Source organism: Streptomyces sp. B3I8 (genome assembly GCF_030816915.1).
GTDB lineage: Bacteria > Actinomycetota > Actinomycetes > Streptomycetales > Streptomycetaceae > Streptomyces.
Genome location: NZ_JAUSYN010000002.1, coordinates 3,523,668 through 3,537,621, shown reverse-complemented (window position 1 = coordinate 3,537,621; position 13,954 = coordinate 3,523,668). Strand labels below are relative to the sequence as shown.

11 protein-coding genes are annotated in these 13,954 nt (G+C 69.8%); 4 read left to right on the top strand and 7 right to left on the bottom strand.

Annotated features, from left to right (window positions below; all coding sequences use genetic code 11):
- Nucleotides 1-62 precede the first annotated feature (62 nt).
- The 4 genes from rsmG to QFZ64_RS17815 all read left to right on the top strand — a co-directional run bounded on the left by rsmG (nucleotide 63) and on the right by QFZ64_RS17815 (nucleotide 3,988).
- Nucleotides 63-779 carry a 16S rRNA (guanine(527)-N(7))-methyltransferase RsmG gene (rsmG, locus tag QFZ64_RS17830; RefSeq protein ID WP_307066895.1) on the top strand — a complete coding sequence of 239 codons (717 nt, stop codon included), beginning with the start codon at nucleotides 63-65 and terminating at the stop codon, nucleotides 777-779.
- A gap of 312 nt (nucleotides 780-1,091) precedes the next feature.
- Nucleotides 1,092-2,165: an AAA family ATPase gene (locus QFZ64_RS17825; protein WP_307066893.1), complete on the top strand. Its 1,074-nt coding sequence runs from the start codon at nucleotides 1,092-1,094 to the stop codon at nucleotides 2,163-2,165.
- Nucleotides 2,162-3,157 carry a ParB/RepB/Spo0J family partition protein gene (locus QFZ64_RS17820; RefSeq protein WP_307066892.1) on the top strand — a complete coding sequence of 332 codons (996 nt, stop codon included), beginning with the start codon at nucleotides 2,162-2,164 and terminating at the stop codon, nucleotides 3,155-3,157. The genes QFZ64_RS17825 and QFZ64_RS17820 overlap by 4 nt, the downstream gene beginning before the upstream one ends.
- 213 nt (nucleotides 3,158-3,370) lie before the next feature.
- On the top strand, nucleotides 3,371-3,988 hold the full coding sequence (locus QFZ64_RS17815) for a GNAT family N-acetyltransferase (RefSeq protein WP_307066890.1): 618 nt from the start codon (nucleotides 3,371-3,373) through the stop codon (nucleotides 3,986-3,988).
- 125 nt (nucleotides 3,989-4,113) lie between these two features.
- On the opposite strand, the gene trxA is transcribed toward QFZ64_RS17815, so the two are convergent.
- From trxA to QFZ64_RS17780, 7 genes are all read right to left on the bottom strand, one after another.
- A complete protein-coding gene (gene trxA / locus QFZ64_RS17810) occupies nucleotides 4,114-4,446 on the bottom strand; it encodes a thioredoxin (RefSeq protein WP_307066888.1) in 333 nt (110 codons plus the stop codon).
- A gap of 41 nt (nucleotides 4,447-4,487) precedes the next feature.
- Complete coding sequence (gene trxB, locus QFZ64_RS17805; protein ID WP_307066886.1) at nucleotides 4,488-5,459, bottom strand: thioredoxin-disulfide reductase; 972 nt, start codon at nucleotides 5,457-5,459, stop codon at nucleotides 4,488-4,490.
- A 211-nt stretch (nucleotides 5,460-5,670) separates the two neighbouring features.
- Nucleotides 5,671-6,585 carry an anti-sigma factor gene (locus QFZ64_RS17800; RefSeq protein ID WP_307066884.1) on the bottom strand — a complete coding sequence of 305 codons (915 nt, stop codon included), beginning with the start codon at nucleotides 6,583-6,585 and terminating at the stop codon, nucleotides 5,671-5,673.
- A complete protein-coding gene (sigM, locus tag QFZ64_RS17795) occupies nucleotides 6,582-7,337 on the bottom strand; it encodes an RNA polymerase sigma factor SigM (protein ID WP_307066882.1) in 756 nt (251 codons plus the stop codon). Before sigM ends, QFZ64_RS17800 begins: the two co-directional genes overlap by 4 nt.
- A 34-nt stretch (nucleotides 7,338-7,371) precedes the next feature.
- The gene (locus QFZ64_RS17790; protein WP_307066880.1) at nucleotides 7,372-9,090 is read right to left on the bottom strand and encodes a protein kinase family protein; all 1,719 of its coding nucleotides are present in this window, start codon (nucleotides 9,088-9,090) and stop codon (nucleotides 7,372-7,374) included.
- A 118-nt stretch (nucleotides 9,091-9,208) separates the two neighbouring features.
- On the bottom strand, nucleotides 9,209-11,335 hold the full coding sequence (gene murJ, locus QFZ64_RS17785) for a murein biosynthesis integral membrane protein MurJ (protein ID WP_307066878.1): 2,127 nt from the start codon (nucleotides 11,333-11,335) through the stop codon (nucleotides 9,209-9,211).
- 46 nt (nucleotides 11,336-11,381) lie between these two features.
- Nucleotides 11,382-13,910, bottom strand: a complete 2,529-nt coding sequence (locus QFZ64_RS17780) for a DUF6049 family protein (RefSeq protein ID WP_307066876.1) — start codon at nucleotides 13,908-13,910, stop codon at nucleotides 11,382-11,384.
- Between the last annotated feature and the right edge of the window lie 44 nt (nucleotides 13,911-13,954).

The window sequence follows — 13,954 nt, the reverse complement described above, 5'->3', positions numbered from 1 at the left end:
CAGCCTGATACCCCTGGTGGCCAGCGCCCGGTGCGCTGAAGCCGTACGGAAGGACGGTCCCCGTGACGGAGGCAGCGGAGCTCCCCCCGGCGCCCGAGGAGGCGCGCGCGGTCTTCGGCGACCGCTTCGCGGACGCGGTGCGCTACGCGGAACTGCTGGCCGAGGCGGGTGTGCAGCGCGGTCTCATCGGCCCCCGTGAGGTGCCCCGTCTGTGGGAGCGGCATCTGCTGAACTGTGCCGTGCTCTCGGAGGTCGTGCCCGAGTCGGTGACCGTGTGCGACGTAGGCTCCGGCGCGGGCCTGCCCGGCATCCCTCTGGCACTGGTGCGTGAAGACCTGAAGATCACGTTGCTCGAACCGCTGCTGCGGCGTACCAACTTCCTCACCGAGGTCGTCGAGCTGCTGGGCCTGGACCATGTGACGGTCGTCCGCGGCCGCGCCGAGGAGGTCATGGGTGAGCTGCCGCCGGTGCACGTGGTGACCGCGCGGGCGGTGGCGCCGCTGGACCGTCTCGCCACCTGGGGCATTCCGCTACTGCGGCCCTACGGGGAGATGCTGGCCCTCAAGGGGGATGCGGCCGAGGAGGAGCTGAAGAGCGCCGCCGTGGCGCTGACCAAGCTGGGTGCCGTGGAGACCTCCATCCTGCATGTCGGCGAGGGCGTGGTGGACCCGCGGTCCACGGTCGTCCGGGTCGAGGTCGGGGAGAGCCCCGGTGGAGTCCGCTTCGCCGCCAAGCGCGCCAAGGCGGCGCGCACGGGGCGGGCGCGACGACGCCGCTGACGATGCGGTGTACTCCACACAAGCAGGCATAGCAGCGCAATACGGAGTGTCGCGCGGGTCTGCCTTCAGCCGCTGTGCATCGTGTTTCACGTGAAACATCGCTCACTGCTGCACGGCATCATCGGCCGTAACCGGGCCGCAGCGGCGCCCCGCGACCGCCGGCATCTCGGATCCCCGGAGAACGACACCCCATCGAGCGGTACTTCGTCGCGTGTAGACGGGGTTTCTTCCCCCGTAAGGGGCACGGAGTTTTCCACAACGGTGGATTTCTCCACAGAACACCAGGCCTCACTGGTTCGTGACCCCGAAGGCATGGCAGGCTCTGTTCATCGCGAGTCTGAAGTCGAGGAGAGTGAATCCGTGCGGTCCGACGCCAACATCGCGGGACCGATGGCCGATCCGGTCCCCGGTCCCCGTACCGAGTCGTTCGGGGAGGATGTTTCACGTGAAACACCGCCCCCGATGGACGACACCCCCATCGGCCGTGCTGCCCAACTCGCGGTAGAGGCACTGGGACGCGCCGGCGAAGGCCTGCCACGACCCGAGCAGACCCGCGTCATGGTGGTCGCCAATCAGAAAGGTGGCGTGGGGAAGACCACGACCACCGTCAACCTCGCCGCGTCACTCGCCCTGCACGGCGCTCGCGTCCTGGTGGTCGACCTCGACCCTCAGGGCAACGCGTCCACCGCGCTGGGCATCGACCACCATGCCGAGGTTCCGTCCATCTACGACGTCCTGGTCGAGAGCAGGCCGCTCGCCGAGGTCGTCCAGCCCGTCCCCGACGTCGAGGGCCTCTTCTGTGCCCCGGCCACCATCGATCTCGCCGGTGCCGAGATCGAGCTGGTCTCTCTGGTGGCCCGGGAGAGCCGGCTCCAGCGGGCGATCCAGTCGTACGAGCAACCCCTGGACTACATCCTCATCGACTGCCCGCCCTCGCTCGGCCTGCTGACGGTCAACGCACTCGTCGCCGGTGCGGAGGTGCTCATCCCGATCCAGTGCGAGTACTACGCGCTGGAGGGGCTGGGTCAGCTCCTGCGCAACGTCGACCTGGTGCGAGGGCATCTCAACCCCACCCTGCACGTCTCGACGATCCTGCTCACCATGTACGACGGGCGGACACGGCTGGCGTCCCAGGTGGCGGACGAGGTGCGCAGCCACTTCGGCAGCGAGGTGCTGCGAACCAGCATTCCGCGGTCGGTCCGCATCTCCGAGGCCCCGAGTTACGGGCAGACGGTGCTGACCTACGATCCAGGTTCGAGCGGAGCCCTTTCCTACTTCGAGGCGGCACGCGAGATCGCACTGCGCGGCGTCGGAGTGACCTACGACGGCGAGCACGCCCACATGGGCTCAGAGAACAATCAGAACATGGTGGAGGGCATCCAGTGAGTGAACGACGGAGGGGGTTGGGGAAGGGACTTGGGGCGCTGATTCCGGCCCCGAACGGGGCGGGTCTGGGGACTCTGGAGGAGCCGGCCGCATCCAGGATGCCTGGGCCGCCGTTCGGCGCCCACTTCGCGGAACTCCCCCTGGATTCCATCGTCCCGAACCCGCAGCAGCCTCGTAGTGTCTTCGACGAGGACGCACTCGCCGAGCTGGTCACTTCCATCAAGGAGGTGGGGCTTCTTCAGCCCGTCGTCGTCCGGCAGGTCGGCCCCGGGAAGTACAAGGCGCCCGCCGAGTACGAACTCATCATGGGTGAGCGCCGCTGGCGAGCCTGTCAGCAGGCGGAGCTGACAGCCATTCCGGCGATCGTCCGGGCCACGGACGACGAGAAACTCCTCCTGGACGCCCTCCTGGAGAACCTGCACCGCGCGCAGTTGAACCCGCTGGAAGAGGCCGCCGCCTATGACCAGTTGCTGAGGGACTTCAACTGCACGCACGACCAGCTCGCAGACCGCATCGGCAGGTCCCGCTCGCAGGTTTCCAACACCCTGCGTCTGCTGAAGCTTTCGAGGGGGGTCCAGGGAAGGGTGGCTGCCGGTGTGCTCTCGGCAGGTCATGCACGGGCACTGCTCTCCGTGGAGGATCACGAGGAGCAGGACAGGCTCGCCCATCGGATCGTGGCCGAGGGGCTCTCGGTGCGGTCCATCGAGGAGATCGTCAAACTGATGACGGGCTCCGACCCCGCACCGGCGGCCCGCGCCAAGAAGCCCCGGGCGGGCGCGTTGGTCTCCCCGGCGCTGGGCGACCTCGCGACCAGGCTCTCGGATCGTTTCGAGACCCGGGTGAAGGTGGACCTGGGGCAGAGGAAGGGGAAGATCACCGTCGAGTTCGCGTCGATGGAAGATCTCGAGCGGATCCTCGACAGCCTCGCTCCGGGCGAGGGACCGGTCCTGCAGAAAAACCTGCACGACGGTGAGGAGCAGTTGCAGGAATGAGCCGTCCGGTGGCGGAGGAACCGTTTCGTTCCCCCGCCACCAGTGCTCGGGCGGATTGTCTCCGGTGCATACCGGAAGACGGTCCGCTCTTTGCTTTGCGGCGGGACTGGGGGCATCGCATCGTGGTTACGATCGAAGAGGGTGTGCAGGACGGTGTGCCACGTCCACTGGCCCCCGTGACGCAGCGGATTGGGAAGGCGAGGAACGGCTTTCATGGGGCGTCGGCTGGTACCACTCACGCTGGACAATCTGCAGGACCTCCCCCAGCGTTGCCGCTCCTGCGTCTTCTGGGAGCTGGATCCCGTGAGCGGTGAGGCAGCGATACAGGGGGGCACCGCCGCCCAGGAGAAGGAGGGCTGGATCTCCGCCGTCCTCCTCGACTGGGGCTCCTGCGGCCGTGTCGTCTACGTGGACGACGTGCCGGTGGGGTACGTGCTGTACGCGCCTCCCGCCTACGTTCCGCGCTCCGCGGCATTCCCCACGAGTCCGGTGGCGCCGGACGCCGTCCAGTTGATCACCGCGTTCGTCCTGCCGGGGTACCAGGGGCAGGGGATCGGACGGGTGATGGTGCAGACGGTCGCCAAGGATCTGTTGCGCAGGGGGTTCAAGGCGATCGAAGCCTTCGGGGATGCCCGCTGGAAGGAACCGGCGTGCCTTCTGCCTGTCGACCATCTGCTGGCAGTCGGCTTCAAGACGGTGCGGCCCCACCCCAGCCATCCGCGACTCCGGCTGGAGTTGCGCTCCACGCTCTCCTGGAAGGAGGACGTGGAGATGGCCCTGGACCGTCTTCTCGGCGCTGTACAGAAGGAACCGGCGCTACGGCCCCTGTAGCGTCCGCTCTCGGAAAGCGCGAAAGGGGCCGACCCGTACGGGTCGGCCCCTCCATGTTTCACGTGAAACATCGCGCCGGTTCGCTCACCGGCAGTGCCGCTCAGTCGCCTGTCGGCCTGGTGGACTCAGTCGGCGATGAAGTCCTCGAGGTCACGGACGAGCGCTGCCTTCGGCTTGGCGCCGACGATCGTCTTGGCCACCTCGCCGCCCTGGTACACGTTCAGGGTCGGGATCGACATGACACCGTACTTGGCTGCCGTGGCGGGGTTCTCGTCAATGTTGAGCTTGACGATCTCGATCTTGTCCCCGTGCTCGGCGGCAATCGCCTCGAGCGAGGGGGCGATCTGGCGGCACGGGCCGCACCAGGCGGCCCAGAAGTCCACCAGAACGGGCTTGTCGCTCTTGAGGACGTCCTGCTCGAAGGTGTCGTCGGTCACGTGCTTCAGGGTGCCGGCCACGGCGGGCTCCTTACTGGTTGGTGCGGTGGGGTGGGACGGGGTCAGACAGTGGTCTTCTCGGGCTCGGCCTGCTGCTCGTTGTCGGCGAGAGCCGCGAGGAAGCGCTCGGCGTCCAGAGCGGCGGAACAGCCCGTGCCGGCCGCCGTGATCGCCTGGCGGTAGGTGTGGTCGACGACGTCACCGGCGCCGAAGACACCCGTCTGGTTGGTGCGGGTCGAGGGGGCATCGACCTTCAGGTAGCCCTCCTCGTCCAGGTCGAGCTGGCCCTTGAAGGGCTCGGTGCGCGGGTCGTGGCCGATCGCGATGAACAGGCCGGTCACCGGAAGCTCCGAGGTCTCGCCGGTCTTCAGGTTGCGCAGCGTCAGGCCGGCCAGCTTCGGGTCGCCCTTGATCTCGGCGACCTCGCTGTCCCAGACGAACTTGATCTTCGGGTCGGCGAAGGCGCGTTCCTGCATGGCCTTGGAGGCGCGCAGGGTGTCACGGCGGTGGACGATCGTCACGGACTTGGCGAACCGGGAGAGGAACGTCGCCTCCTCCATGGCGGTGTCACCGCCGCCGATCACGGCGATGTCGTGGTCCTTGAAGAAGAAGCCGTCACACGTGGCACACCACGAGACGCCCCGCCCGGAGAGGGCGTCCTCGTTGGGCAGCCCGAGCTTGCGGTGCTGAGAGCCGGTGGTGACGATGACCGCCTTGGCGCGGTGGACAGTACCGGAGGTGTCCGTGACGGTCTTGATCTCACCGGTGAGGTCGACGGCGACGACGTCGTCCGGGACCAGCTCGGCACCGAAGCGCTCCGCCTGGGCCCGCATGTTGTCCATGAGCTCGGGGCCCATGATGCCGTCCTGGAAGCCGGGGAAGTTCTCCACCTCGGTGGTGTTCATGAGCGCACCACCCGCGGTGACAGCGCCCTCGAACACCAGCGGCTTCAGCGACGCGCGCGCGGTGTAGAGCGCCGCCGTGTAGCCGGCGGGCCCGGAGCCGATGATGATCACGTTACGGACGTCGCTCACGGCTTCATTCCTCGTCTCTGGAGACTGCAGCTGCGTTGGTTCGGTGGGAGCCTCAGTCCGAGCTCTCATCCCACCCAACGGATCCTAGGCGGCCCGCATTCCCGGTGCGTCGGGGCGCTCCGACCCGGTCACGCGGCGCGTGGGCGGGCGGGACTTCCACGACGCTCCACCCTTCGGCTACCCGGGGAGGGGTGACACACCTACGGGGCGCTCAGGGGCGGTTGTAGCTCCGCGTCAGAAGCACCTCGCCGGTACCGGAGGCGTCGGACCGCGCGGTGCAGGAGGCGTCCACGAGATAGGCCGCGACACGCGAGGCGTCGGAGGCGTCCGGCGTCACCACGAGGTAGACACGGGCCCCTTGGTAGACGCCCTTGTCGGCGGCGAGGACGGCCTGGTGGCCGTCGACCGCCCGCTCGATGCACGGGGGGATGTCGACGGTCGTGCCGCGCAGGGTCTTGTTCGGCTGCATCCCCGTGCCCGAGGACTCGATGGAAGAGTCCGCGCCGGGATCGGCGTTCCGCGGCTTCGCGGTACCGCTCGTGGCGCCACCCCTGTCCGTGCGCAGCAGCGTGGTCACCTGGTCCGGCAGCGATCCCTCGGAGTAGGTGTGGGCCGCGTCGGTGTGCGATGCCTTCGCGGAGGCCGTGTCGTCCTGTCCGCCGGTGTCCAGCGTCTGGGTGAGCAGGGCGCCGAGGCCCAGTGCGGCGGCGGTGACCACTCCGCCGAGGAGGACCGTCCTGCGGCGCCGGCCGGCGCGTCCAGGACCGGTCGCCGCACGGCCGTGCCCGGCGGGGCGAGCGGGTGCCACAGAGGGGGAGAGGACGGAAGCGGTCGCGGAGGAGGACTCGGTCCCCGATGTTTCACGTGAAACATCGGTTTCACGTGAAACAGCGACGAGCGCTGCGTCGATCCGCACGATCACGTCATCGGGCACGTGCGCAGGGCCCGGCAGGGTGCCGAGCAGCTCGCGGATCTCAGTGAGGGAGGCGTAGACCTTGGCGCACGGGGCGCAGTCCTTCAGGTGCCGTCGTATATCTCCTGCACGAGACGGCGGGAGGAGATCTTCGCTGAGGTCGGAGAGCTCGTCGACGTCCGGGTGTCCGGCCGTGTCGGTCGTGGATGTCATGCCTGCCCACCTCCGTTCCTCACAGCGGCTGAATCACTGGGTCCCGCGTCTCGTGGTTTCGCTGCGGGTGGGACGGACGTTCCCCGCGTCCGGTTCCTTCCGGCAGCAGCGGACTTCTTCGGCGCCCTGGCACGGGTACCGTCGTCGTCCGCCCGGGCTGCTTCGTCTCCGCCGCCGTCCGAGCGGAGATGGGTGAGCAGTGGCAGGAGTCTCGCCCTGCCGCGCGCGCAGCGGCTCTTCACCGTGCCGGTGGGGACGTCGAGGATGCGGGCTGCCTCCGCCACGGAATATCCCTGCATGTCCACCAGGACCAGCGCGGCACGCTGGTCGGCCTGCAGGGTGGCCAGCGCCTGGAGGAGCTCCCGGTTCACCTCGTTGCGCTCGGCCGGCGCGGACGCCGACTCGTGCGGCTCCAGAAGTTGCTCCAGTCGTTCGGAGTCCTCCACGGGGGAGGTCCGGCGGGAGGCGGCCTTGCGGGCACGGTCGAGGCAGGCGTTCACCGTGATGCGGTGCAGCCAGGTGGTGACGGCGGAGCGGCCGCGGAAGGTGTGCGCGGCCCGGTAGGCGGAGACCAGGGCGTCCTGGACGGCGTCGGCGGCCTCCTCGCGGTCCCCCAGCGTCCGCAGCGCGACCGCCCACAGCCGGTCGCGGTGGCGACGTACGAGCTCCCCGAAGGCCTCGTGGTCCCCCTCGACGTGACGGGAGAGGAGGTCCTGATCGCTCAGGCCGCCGTAAGTGGCGTCCTCCGCCATCCGACCCCCTCTCGCGTCCGCGTGCTTCGGATCCCTAGCCCGTGAACGTCACGTCGGTGATGGCCTGCTTGTAGCCGGAGCCGCTGAAGTCGTCTCCCGGCGCGTAGGGCACGTCCGTGATCCACAGCAGCACGTACTGGGTCTTCACGGCCTTCTTGCCCTTCAGGGAGATCTTGTTGCCACTGGTGGTGGCGGAGCCGATCTCGGTCATGGAGCTGACGGAGGCGGAGGGCGAGAGCGAGTCGGTGGCGTACAGGTGGACCGTCGTGTGGTTGCCCGCGTACCGGAGCGCTATCGAGGCCGTCGACACCGAATTGGCGGAGCCGAGGTCGTAGACGATGCCCACGCCCGGCTTGTACGGGGCGAGTCGCGGTCCGCCGGTGTAGCTCTTGGTCCGCCAGTACGAGGACGGGTCGTCGTCGTAGGTCTTGCCGACGTCCTCGGGGGCCTGGGCGGATCCCTCGACGACGTACTCCTGCGCGCCCTTGATGGCGAGCGGCTTGACCGGCTTGTGGTTCTCGCTGTTCTTGTCGCCGCTGTCCGTCGTGTGGGTCGTGCCGGTGTCGTCGGACTTTCCGCCCCGGTCCATGAGGGCGTCGGCGAGCTGCCAACTGCCGAGCCCCAGGGCGACGATGAGGAGCGCCGAGACAGCCCACTTGAGGGCCTTGCCGGTACGGCTCTGCAACGCCGGCGGGGGCGGCGTCACCGGCTGGGTGACGCCCGGGTGGGGAGCGGGGCGGCCGTAGCCCTGCTGGAAGGTGGTGCGCTGGTACTCCGGCGGGGCGGTGAACGCCGGCTCCGGTGGCCGGATGCGAGGCATCTCGCCGATCGCCTTGACCATTTCCTCCGGCGTCGTGCACGGCGACTCGTGCCGGGAGGCGGTGGCCCCGTCGTTGGCCAGGGCGCGCATCGCCAGCTCGGACAGTCCGCGGTGGACACCGGCCCGTACCTGGTCGGGAGCGATCAGGCCGACGCCCTTGGGCAGCCCGGAGAGCCCGTAGGCGTCGTCCTCGTAGGGCCAGCGCTGGGTCAGCGAGGCGTACAGCAGTGCGCCGATCGCCTCCGTGTCGGTGCGCTGCGGGGTGTCGGAACTGATGCCGCGCAGCGCGGCGTTGACGGCGAGTCCGCGGATGCGCCACTGCCCGGACGAGGCGCGGAGCACCGCCCCCGGGGTGAGGCGCAGATGGGCCAGGCCCTCGCGGTGCGCGGCGGCCATGGCCTGGGAGACCTGGGTGACCATCTGGTAGGCGTCGTGCACCTCCAGCGGTCCGGCGGCCAGCAGCGCCGTCAGTTCGGTCGCGTCCGGCAGCCATTCATGGACGACGTAGACGAGGTCGTTCTCCTCGACGGCGTCCAGGACCTGGACGAAGCGGGGGTCACCGAGGAGTGCGGCGGAGCGGGCGGCGGCCAGTACCGACCGGGCCCGGGTGTGTTCCGCCGGCAGGAGGTGCACGCCGACGGCACGGCGGAGCTTCTCGTCGACCGCGCGCCAGCTGCTGAATCCGTCCAGACGGGTGACGCATTCCTCGAGGCGGTAGCGTCTGGCGAGTTTGTGGCCGCTGTGCAGCTCTGGCGGCGACGAGGCCGCGCCCATGTTCTCGGTCCTGCCGTCGTCCTGTGCCTCTTCGCCGTCCGTCTCCCGCTCCCGCTTCTGGGCCACCCCGTCGGACGTGGACTGGTCCGCCTTGGCGGTCAGCGGCTTGTCGCCGCTGTTGTCTGCCACGTCGACGGCAGCCATGCTCCGTTCCGCCACCGTCGTCCCTGCCTCCCCATCCGATGCGCACTGTCCGACGCAGAAACCAATTGTGCCCACAGTCCGTCGCTGTGCACGACATGCGGCGGCGGACGATGGTTGTGCGGTTACCCCGGCCTCAGCGCCCCAGGCGCCCGCGGACCATGCCGACCATCGAGTTCAGTTCCTCGATGCGCATCTTCCGCGCGGCGATGTAGAAGACACCGAGCAGCAGGGCGCCACCGCCGAGCAGGGCGGCGAACGAGCCGCCGACGCCCTGACCCAGCGTGTGACCGATCGCGTAGCAGGCAGCCCCGCTGAGCAGCGCTGCGGGCACCGAGGCGATGCCGAGACGTGCGTAGGTCCGCAGCACGCGGGAGCCGTCGAGGTCGCCGCCGAGCCGCTTGCGCAGCCGGTTCCAGGCGACGCCGACGCCGATCGCGTACGCGAGACCGTACGAGGCGGCCATGCCGACCACGGCCCAGCGGGCCGGGAGTACGAAGTAGCAGATCGCCGAGGCGCCGGCGTTGACGGCGGCGACGATGACCGTGTTGTAGAAGGGCGTCCGGGTGTCCTCGTAGGCGTAGAAGGCACGGAGCACGACGTACTGCACGGAGTACGGAATGAGGCCCAGGCCGAACGCCATGAGCATGTAGCCCATGTTGGTCGCCGCGTCGGTGCCGGAGGTACCGAACATGAGCGTGCACATCGGGATGCCGAGGGCGACGAAGCCGAAGGCGACGGGGACGATGGCGACGGCCGTGGTGCGCAGACCCTGCGAGATGTCGTCCCGGACGGCACCGCCGTCGTTCTCGGCGGCGGAGCGGGAGATCCGCGGCAGCAGCGCGGCCATCAGGGAGACGGTGAGGATGGCCTGCGGGAGGCCCCAGATGAGCTGGGCGTTGGCGTAGGCGGCGAGCCCCGTCCCCTTCGCGGGGGAGTGGTCCCCGGCGGAGGTGGAGAGCTGGGAGACGACCAGGGCGCCCGCCTGGTTGGCGAGGACGAAGAGGACGGTCCACTTGGCCAGCATCGCGGCCTTGCCCAGACCGTGTCCCTTCCAGTCGAACCGGAGCCGCAGCCGGAAGCCGGTCTCCCGCAGGTAGGGAATCATCGCCAGCGCCTGGACGACGAGTCCGAGCAGGATTCCGACGCCGAGCAGTCGCTGACCCTCCGGCGGGATGTTCGTCACCGCCATGTGGGAGTGCCCGGCGGTCCCGTAGACCCAGATGAACATGCCCAGAGTCACGATGATGACGATGTTGTTGAGGACCGGGGTCCACATCATCGCGCCGAATTTGCCGCGGGCGTTGAGTACCTGACCCATCACCACGTGGACGCCCATGAAGAAGATCGAGGGCAGGAAGTACCGGGTGAAGGTGACGGCCACATCGTTGGCGGCAGGGTCGGTGGCCACGGAGTTGGACAGCACCCGGACGAGGAGGGGCGCGGCGAGTATCGCCAGGGCGGTGAGCAGCCCGAGGGCCACCATCACCAGGGTCAGCAGTCGGTTGGCGAAGGCCTCGCCGCCGTCGTCGTCGTCCTTCATCGCGCGCACCAGCTGGGGCACGAAGACGGAGTTGAGGCCGCCGCCCACGGTCAGGATGTAGATCATCGTCGGGAGCTGATAGGCGACCTGGAAGGAGTCGCCCAACACGCCCAGCCCCAGTGCCGACACGATCAGCGCCGACCGCACGAACCCCGTCAGCCGGGACACCATCGTGCCCGCCGCCATCACCGCGCTGGACTTCAGCAGCCCCGAGGCGCGGCCGCCCTTCTTCGCCGGGGCCGCCGACTGAGCCTCCGCCACGGGCGGCTGCTGCACGGTGCCGGAAGCGGCGACGGGCGCCGCGACCGCGCCGAGGTCCATCGTGGGCGGGTCGGCCTGCTGCTGGTCCCGGAAGAGGTGGGCGAAGGCGTCCCGCTGCTCCTCGCCTGCCCGGTCGGCCGAACCCCCGGCGCCCACGAACTGCATGGTGCGGGTGTCCTCGCCGTAAGGCTGGGAGGGGTACGGCGACCGCTCCTCGGCGCCGGCCGCCGGCGGCCGGGTCCAGGACCGCGGGTCGGGGGCCTGCTGTGCCGGGGGCTGCCCGTCGTAGGGCTCCCGGCCGTAGGCATCCTGGGCGTAGGCATCCTGGGCGTAGCCGTCGTGCGCGTACATGTCCGCACCAGGCCCGGGCGGGACCTGGCCCGGCCCGGGCGGTGGGCCCTCGGGGTGACCCGAGTGACCCGCGGCCCGGCCGCGGTCACCGTCGTACGGCGCGTTCATGGTCTACCCCACCTCATCGTCCCCGGCCCACCGGCCACGACATCGCTCAACGGTCCACTCTCTCACCCGTGGCGGACCGGCCGGCATTCCCGGAAGCGGTGTCCGGTGCCGGCTCACCCGCGTGGTCCGGACCGCTGCCCGGTCCGGACTTCGCGGCCGGCTGTCCCGAATCCTGCCCCGAGTCCTGCCCGGAATCCTGTCCCGAGCCCGCGGAGCCGTCGGCGCCCCCCGTGTCCTCCGGGTGCCCGCTCCCGCGTCCGGCGTCGCCTTCCGCGGGTGTGCTGTCGTCCGTGCTGCCTGTGGTGCCCTCAGTGTCTACGGCCCCGGGGTCGTCGCCGTTCAGATCTTCACCGGCGGAGTCGGCACCGGTCTCCTCCGCCTGCCGGGCGGCGGCCCGCTTGCGCTGGGTGTACATCCGGAATCCGGCGAGCACCAGGAGCAGCACGCCGCCGGCGATCACCAGCAGCACCGTCGGTGTGAGTTGGTTGACCTTCACATCGAAGGTGACCGCGGGGCCGTACGCCTGGCCGTCCTCGGTGTAGAGCTGCGCCACCACCGACGCCCGGCCGTTCGCCTTGGCGGAGGTGGTGAACTTCACCGACTGGCTGTGACCGGCGGCGACCGTGACGCGCTGCTCCTCGAACGTGCCCTCGTTGATCCGCATACGTGTGGGGTTGACCGAGGTCAGCCGCAGCACCAGATGGTCGACGCCCTGGAGCAGGCGATTCTGCACGGTGACCGGGATCGTGGCGCTGCGCCCGGAGAGGCTGGCATCGGACTTCTCGATCAGCCTGACCTGCTGGACCAGTACGTCGAGGGAAGAGGCCACTGAGTCGCGGTAGTCGGCGGCCTGTGCGGTCCTGCCGCGCCAGGAGGTCGAGACGCCTCGGTCGAGGGCACGACCGAAGGGGGTCGCCACCTTTGCCGGGGCGGTGAGGATCGTCGTGAACTTGTTCAGCTGGCTGTGCGTGCTCTCCACGTCCTCGAACGCCGACTTCGGCAGTTCCTTCCTGCGCAGGGAGCGGGGGTACGCGGAGGCGGCCGGGACACGGGTGGAGGCAGCCGGATCGGCCTTGGCGTCGGCGGCGCCGGAGAGGCCCTGTGCCTGGGACCAGGTGCTCTGCTGGAGCGCGGTCAGTGCCTGGGCCATCGTCGTCGCCTGGCTCGCCGTGGGCATGCGCTGGGGCGCGACGACGATGCTGCGCTGCTTGCCGGGGTCCTGCAGGTCGATCATCAGGCTCTGCGCCAGGAACTTCTGCACGGCGAGGGTGGAGTTCCCCGCGTGGGACATGTCCTTCTGGAACGCGGTGGAGAGCGTGGCGTCCGTGACGACCGCCGTGGTGCCGCCCCCGACGGGGCGGGCGGCGCCGGGGGTGTAAGTGAGGCTGCCGCTCTCCCGGAAGGTGTCGCTGCGGGCGATCACCTTGTCCGCGCCCGCGGAGGTGGCGACCTTGACGATCGACGGGTCGAGCGCGCCCTCCGCGGGCCAGGCGAAGTCCGTGTCGGGGGTGACGTGGAGGACGGTCTCCACGGTGATGGCCGCCACGTCCGTGGCGTCCTTGAGGTGGCTGAGGGTGCCGGCCACGTTCTTGCCGTTGTGGGCCAGGGATGCCAGGTCGGGGTCGGCGAAGGGGAGTGCGACGACCTCCTTGTCCTGGACCGCGTCCTCCAGCGCGGCCAGCCACTGCTTGGCGGCGTTCTGCCCGCGACCGGGGAGGGGCGTGCCGTCGGCCCCCTCGACCTCGTAGCCGTCGGCCATCGCGTCGACGGCGCCCAGCAGCGCGGGGTCGATCACCCAGGTGACGTCGAGATCCTTGCCCAGAGAGACCATCTGGTTGAGCCGACCGCCCGGGGAGATCTCCTTGAGCAGGTCGTCGTCGTGGAAGACGGGGGTCTGCTGCTCGTTGGACGCGGTCTCGGCGGCGAGGTGCACGGAGGAGATGAGCGGCCACAGGTACGTGGTCTTCGTCCTGGTGTCGGCCTCGTCCGGCTGCCACGGCAGGAAGGTCCGCTCGATGCCCAGCACCTGCTCGTACGGCGCCACCGGGGTCTGGCCGGAGAGCGAGACGCCGAGCTGGTAGACGCCGCTGGAGCCGAGGTGCAGTTTCGAGACGGGGAGGGAGAGCGTGAAGCGCTGGGCGACCCCGGGGGCGAGCCTGGTGAACTTCTCCTCGTAGGAGCCGGGGATCTCCATGCCGTCCGTGCCCGGCTGGTAGCCCGTGGTCCTGGCGGCGGTCTCGATCGCCGTGCGGCTGCTCATGGAGGCGCCCACGCGCAGCGCCAGGTGGGCGTCCGTGACCGGCTGCCTGCCGTTGTTGACGACGGTGCCGGAGACGGTGAGGGTGTCGCCGTCGGTGGGCGCGGAGGGGGCGAGGGAGTCCAGCGAGACGGCCACCGTGCGGGAACCGCTCGCCTGGGCCGGAGAGGCCTTCGGGGCGGCCTGTGCGCTTCCCTGGGCGGGCAGCAGACACGCACCGGCCAGCAGGGGCGCCCCGGTGACCAGCGCCAGAACGCGCCGCAGGCGGCGGCGGGCAGGTGAGGGAGGTGTCCCCGGGAAGTCTGCCGCCTCGGCCACGCGCTCGCCCGTCCCTCGTCATCGTCAGTGGTCGTTGGATTGTG

Excerpts from the sequence above, each read along its gene's own strand:
- QFZ64_RS17825 (WP_307066893.1), top strand. The coding sequence starts at position 1,092 with ATGGCAGGCTCTGTTCATCGCGAGTCTGAAGTCGAGGAGAGTGAATCC.
- QFZ64_RS17815 (WP_307066890.1), top strand. The coding sequence starts at position 3,371 with ATGGGGCGTCGGCTGGTACCACTCACGCTGGACAATCTGCAGGACCTC.
- QFZ64_RS17800 (WP_307066884.1), bottom strand. The coding sequence starts at position 6,585 with ATGACATCCACGACCGACACGGCCGGACACCCGGACGTCGACGAGCTC.
- sigM (WP_307066882.1), bottom strand. The coding sequence starts at position 7,337 with ATGGCGGAGGACGCCACTTACGGCGGCCTGAGCGATCAGGACCTCCTC.
- murJ (WP_307066878.1), bottom strand. The coding sequence starts at position 11,335 with ATGAACGCGCCGTACGACGGTGACCGCGGCCGGGCCGCGGGTCACTCG.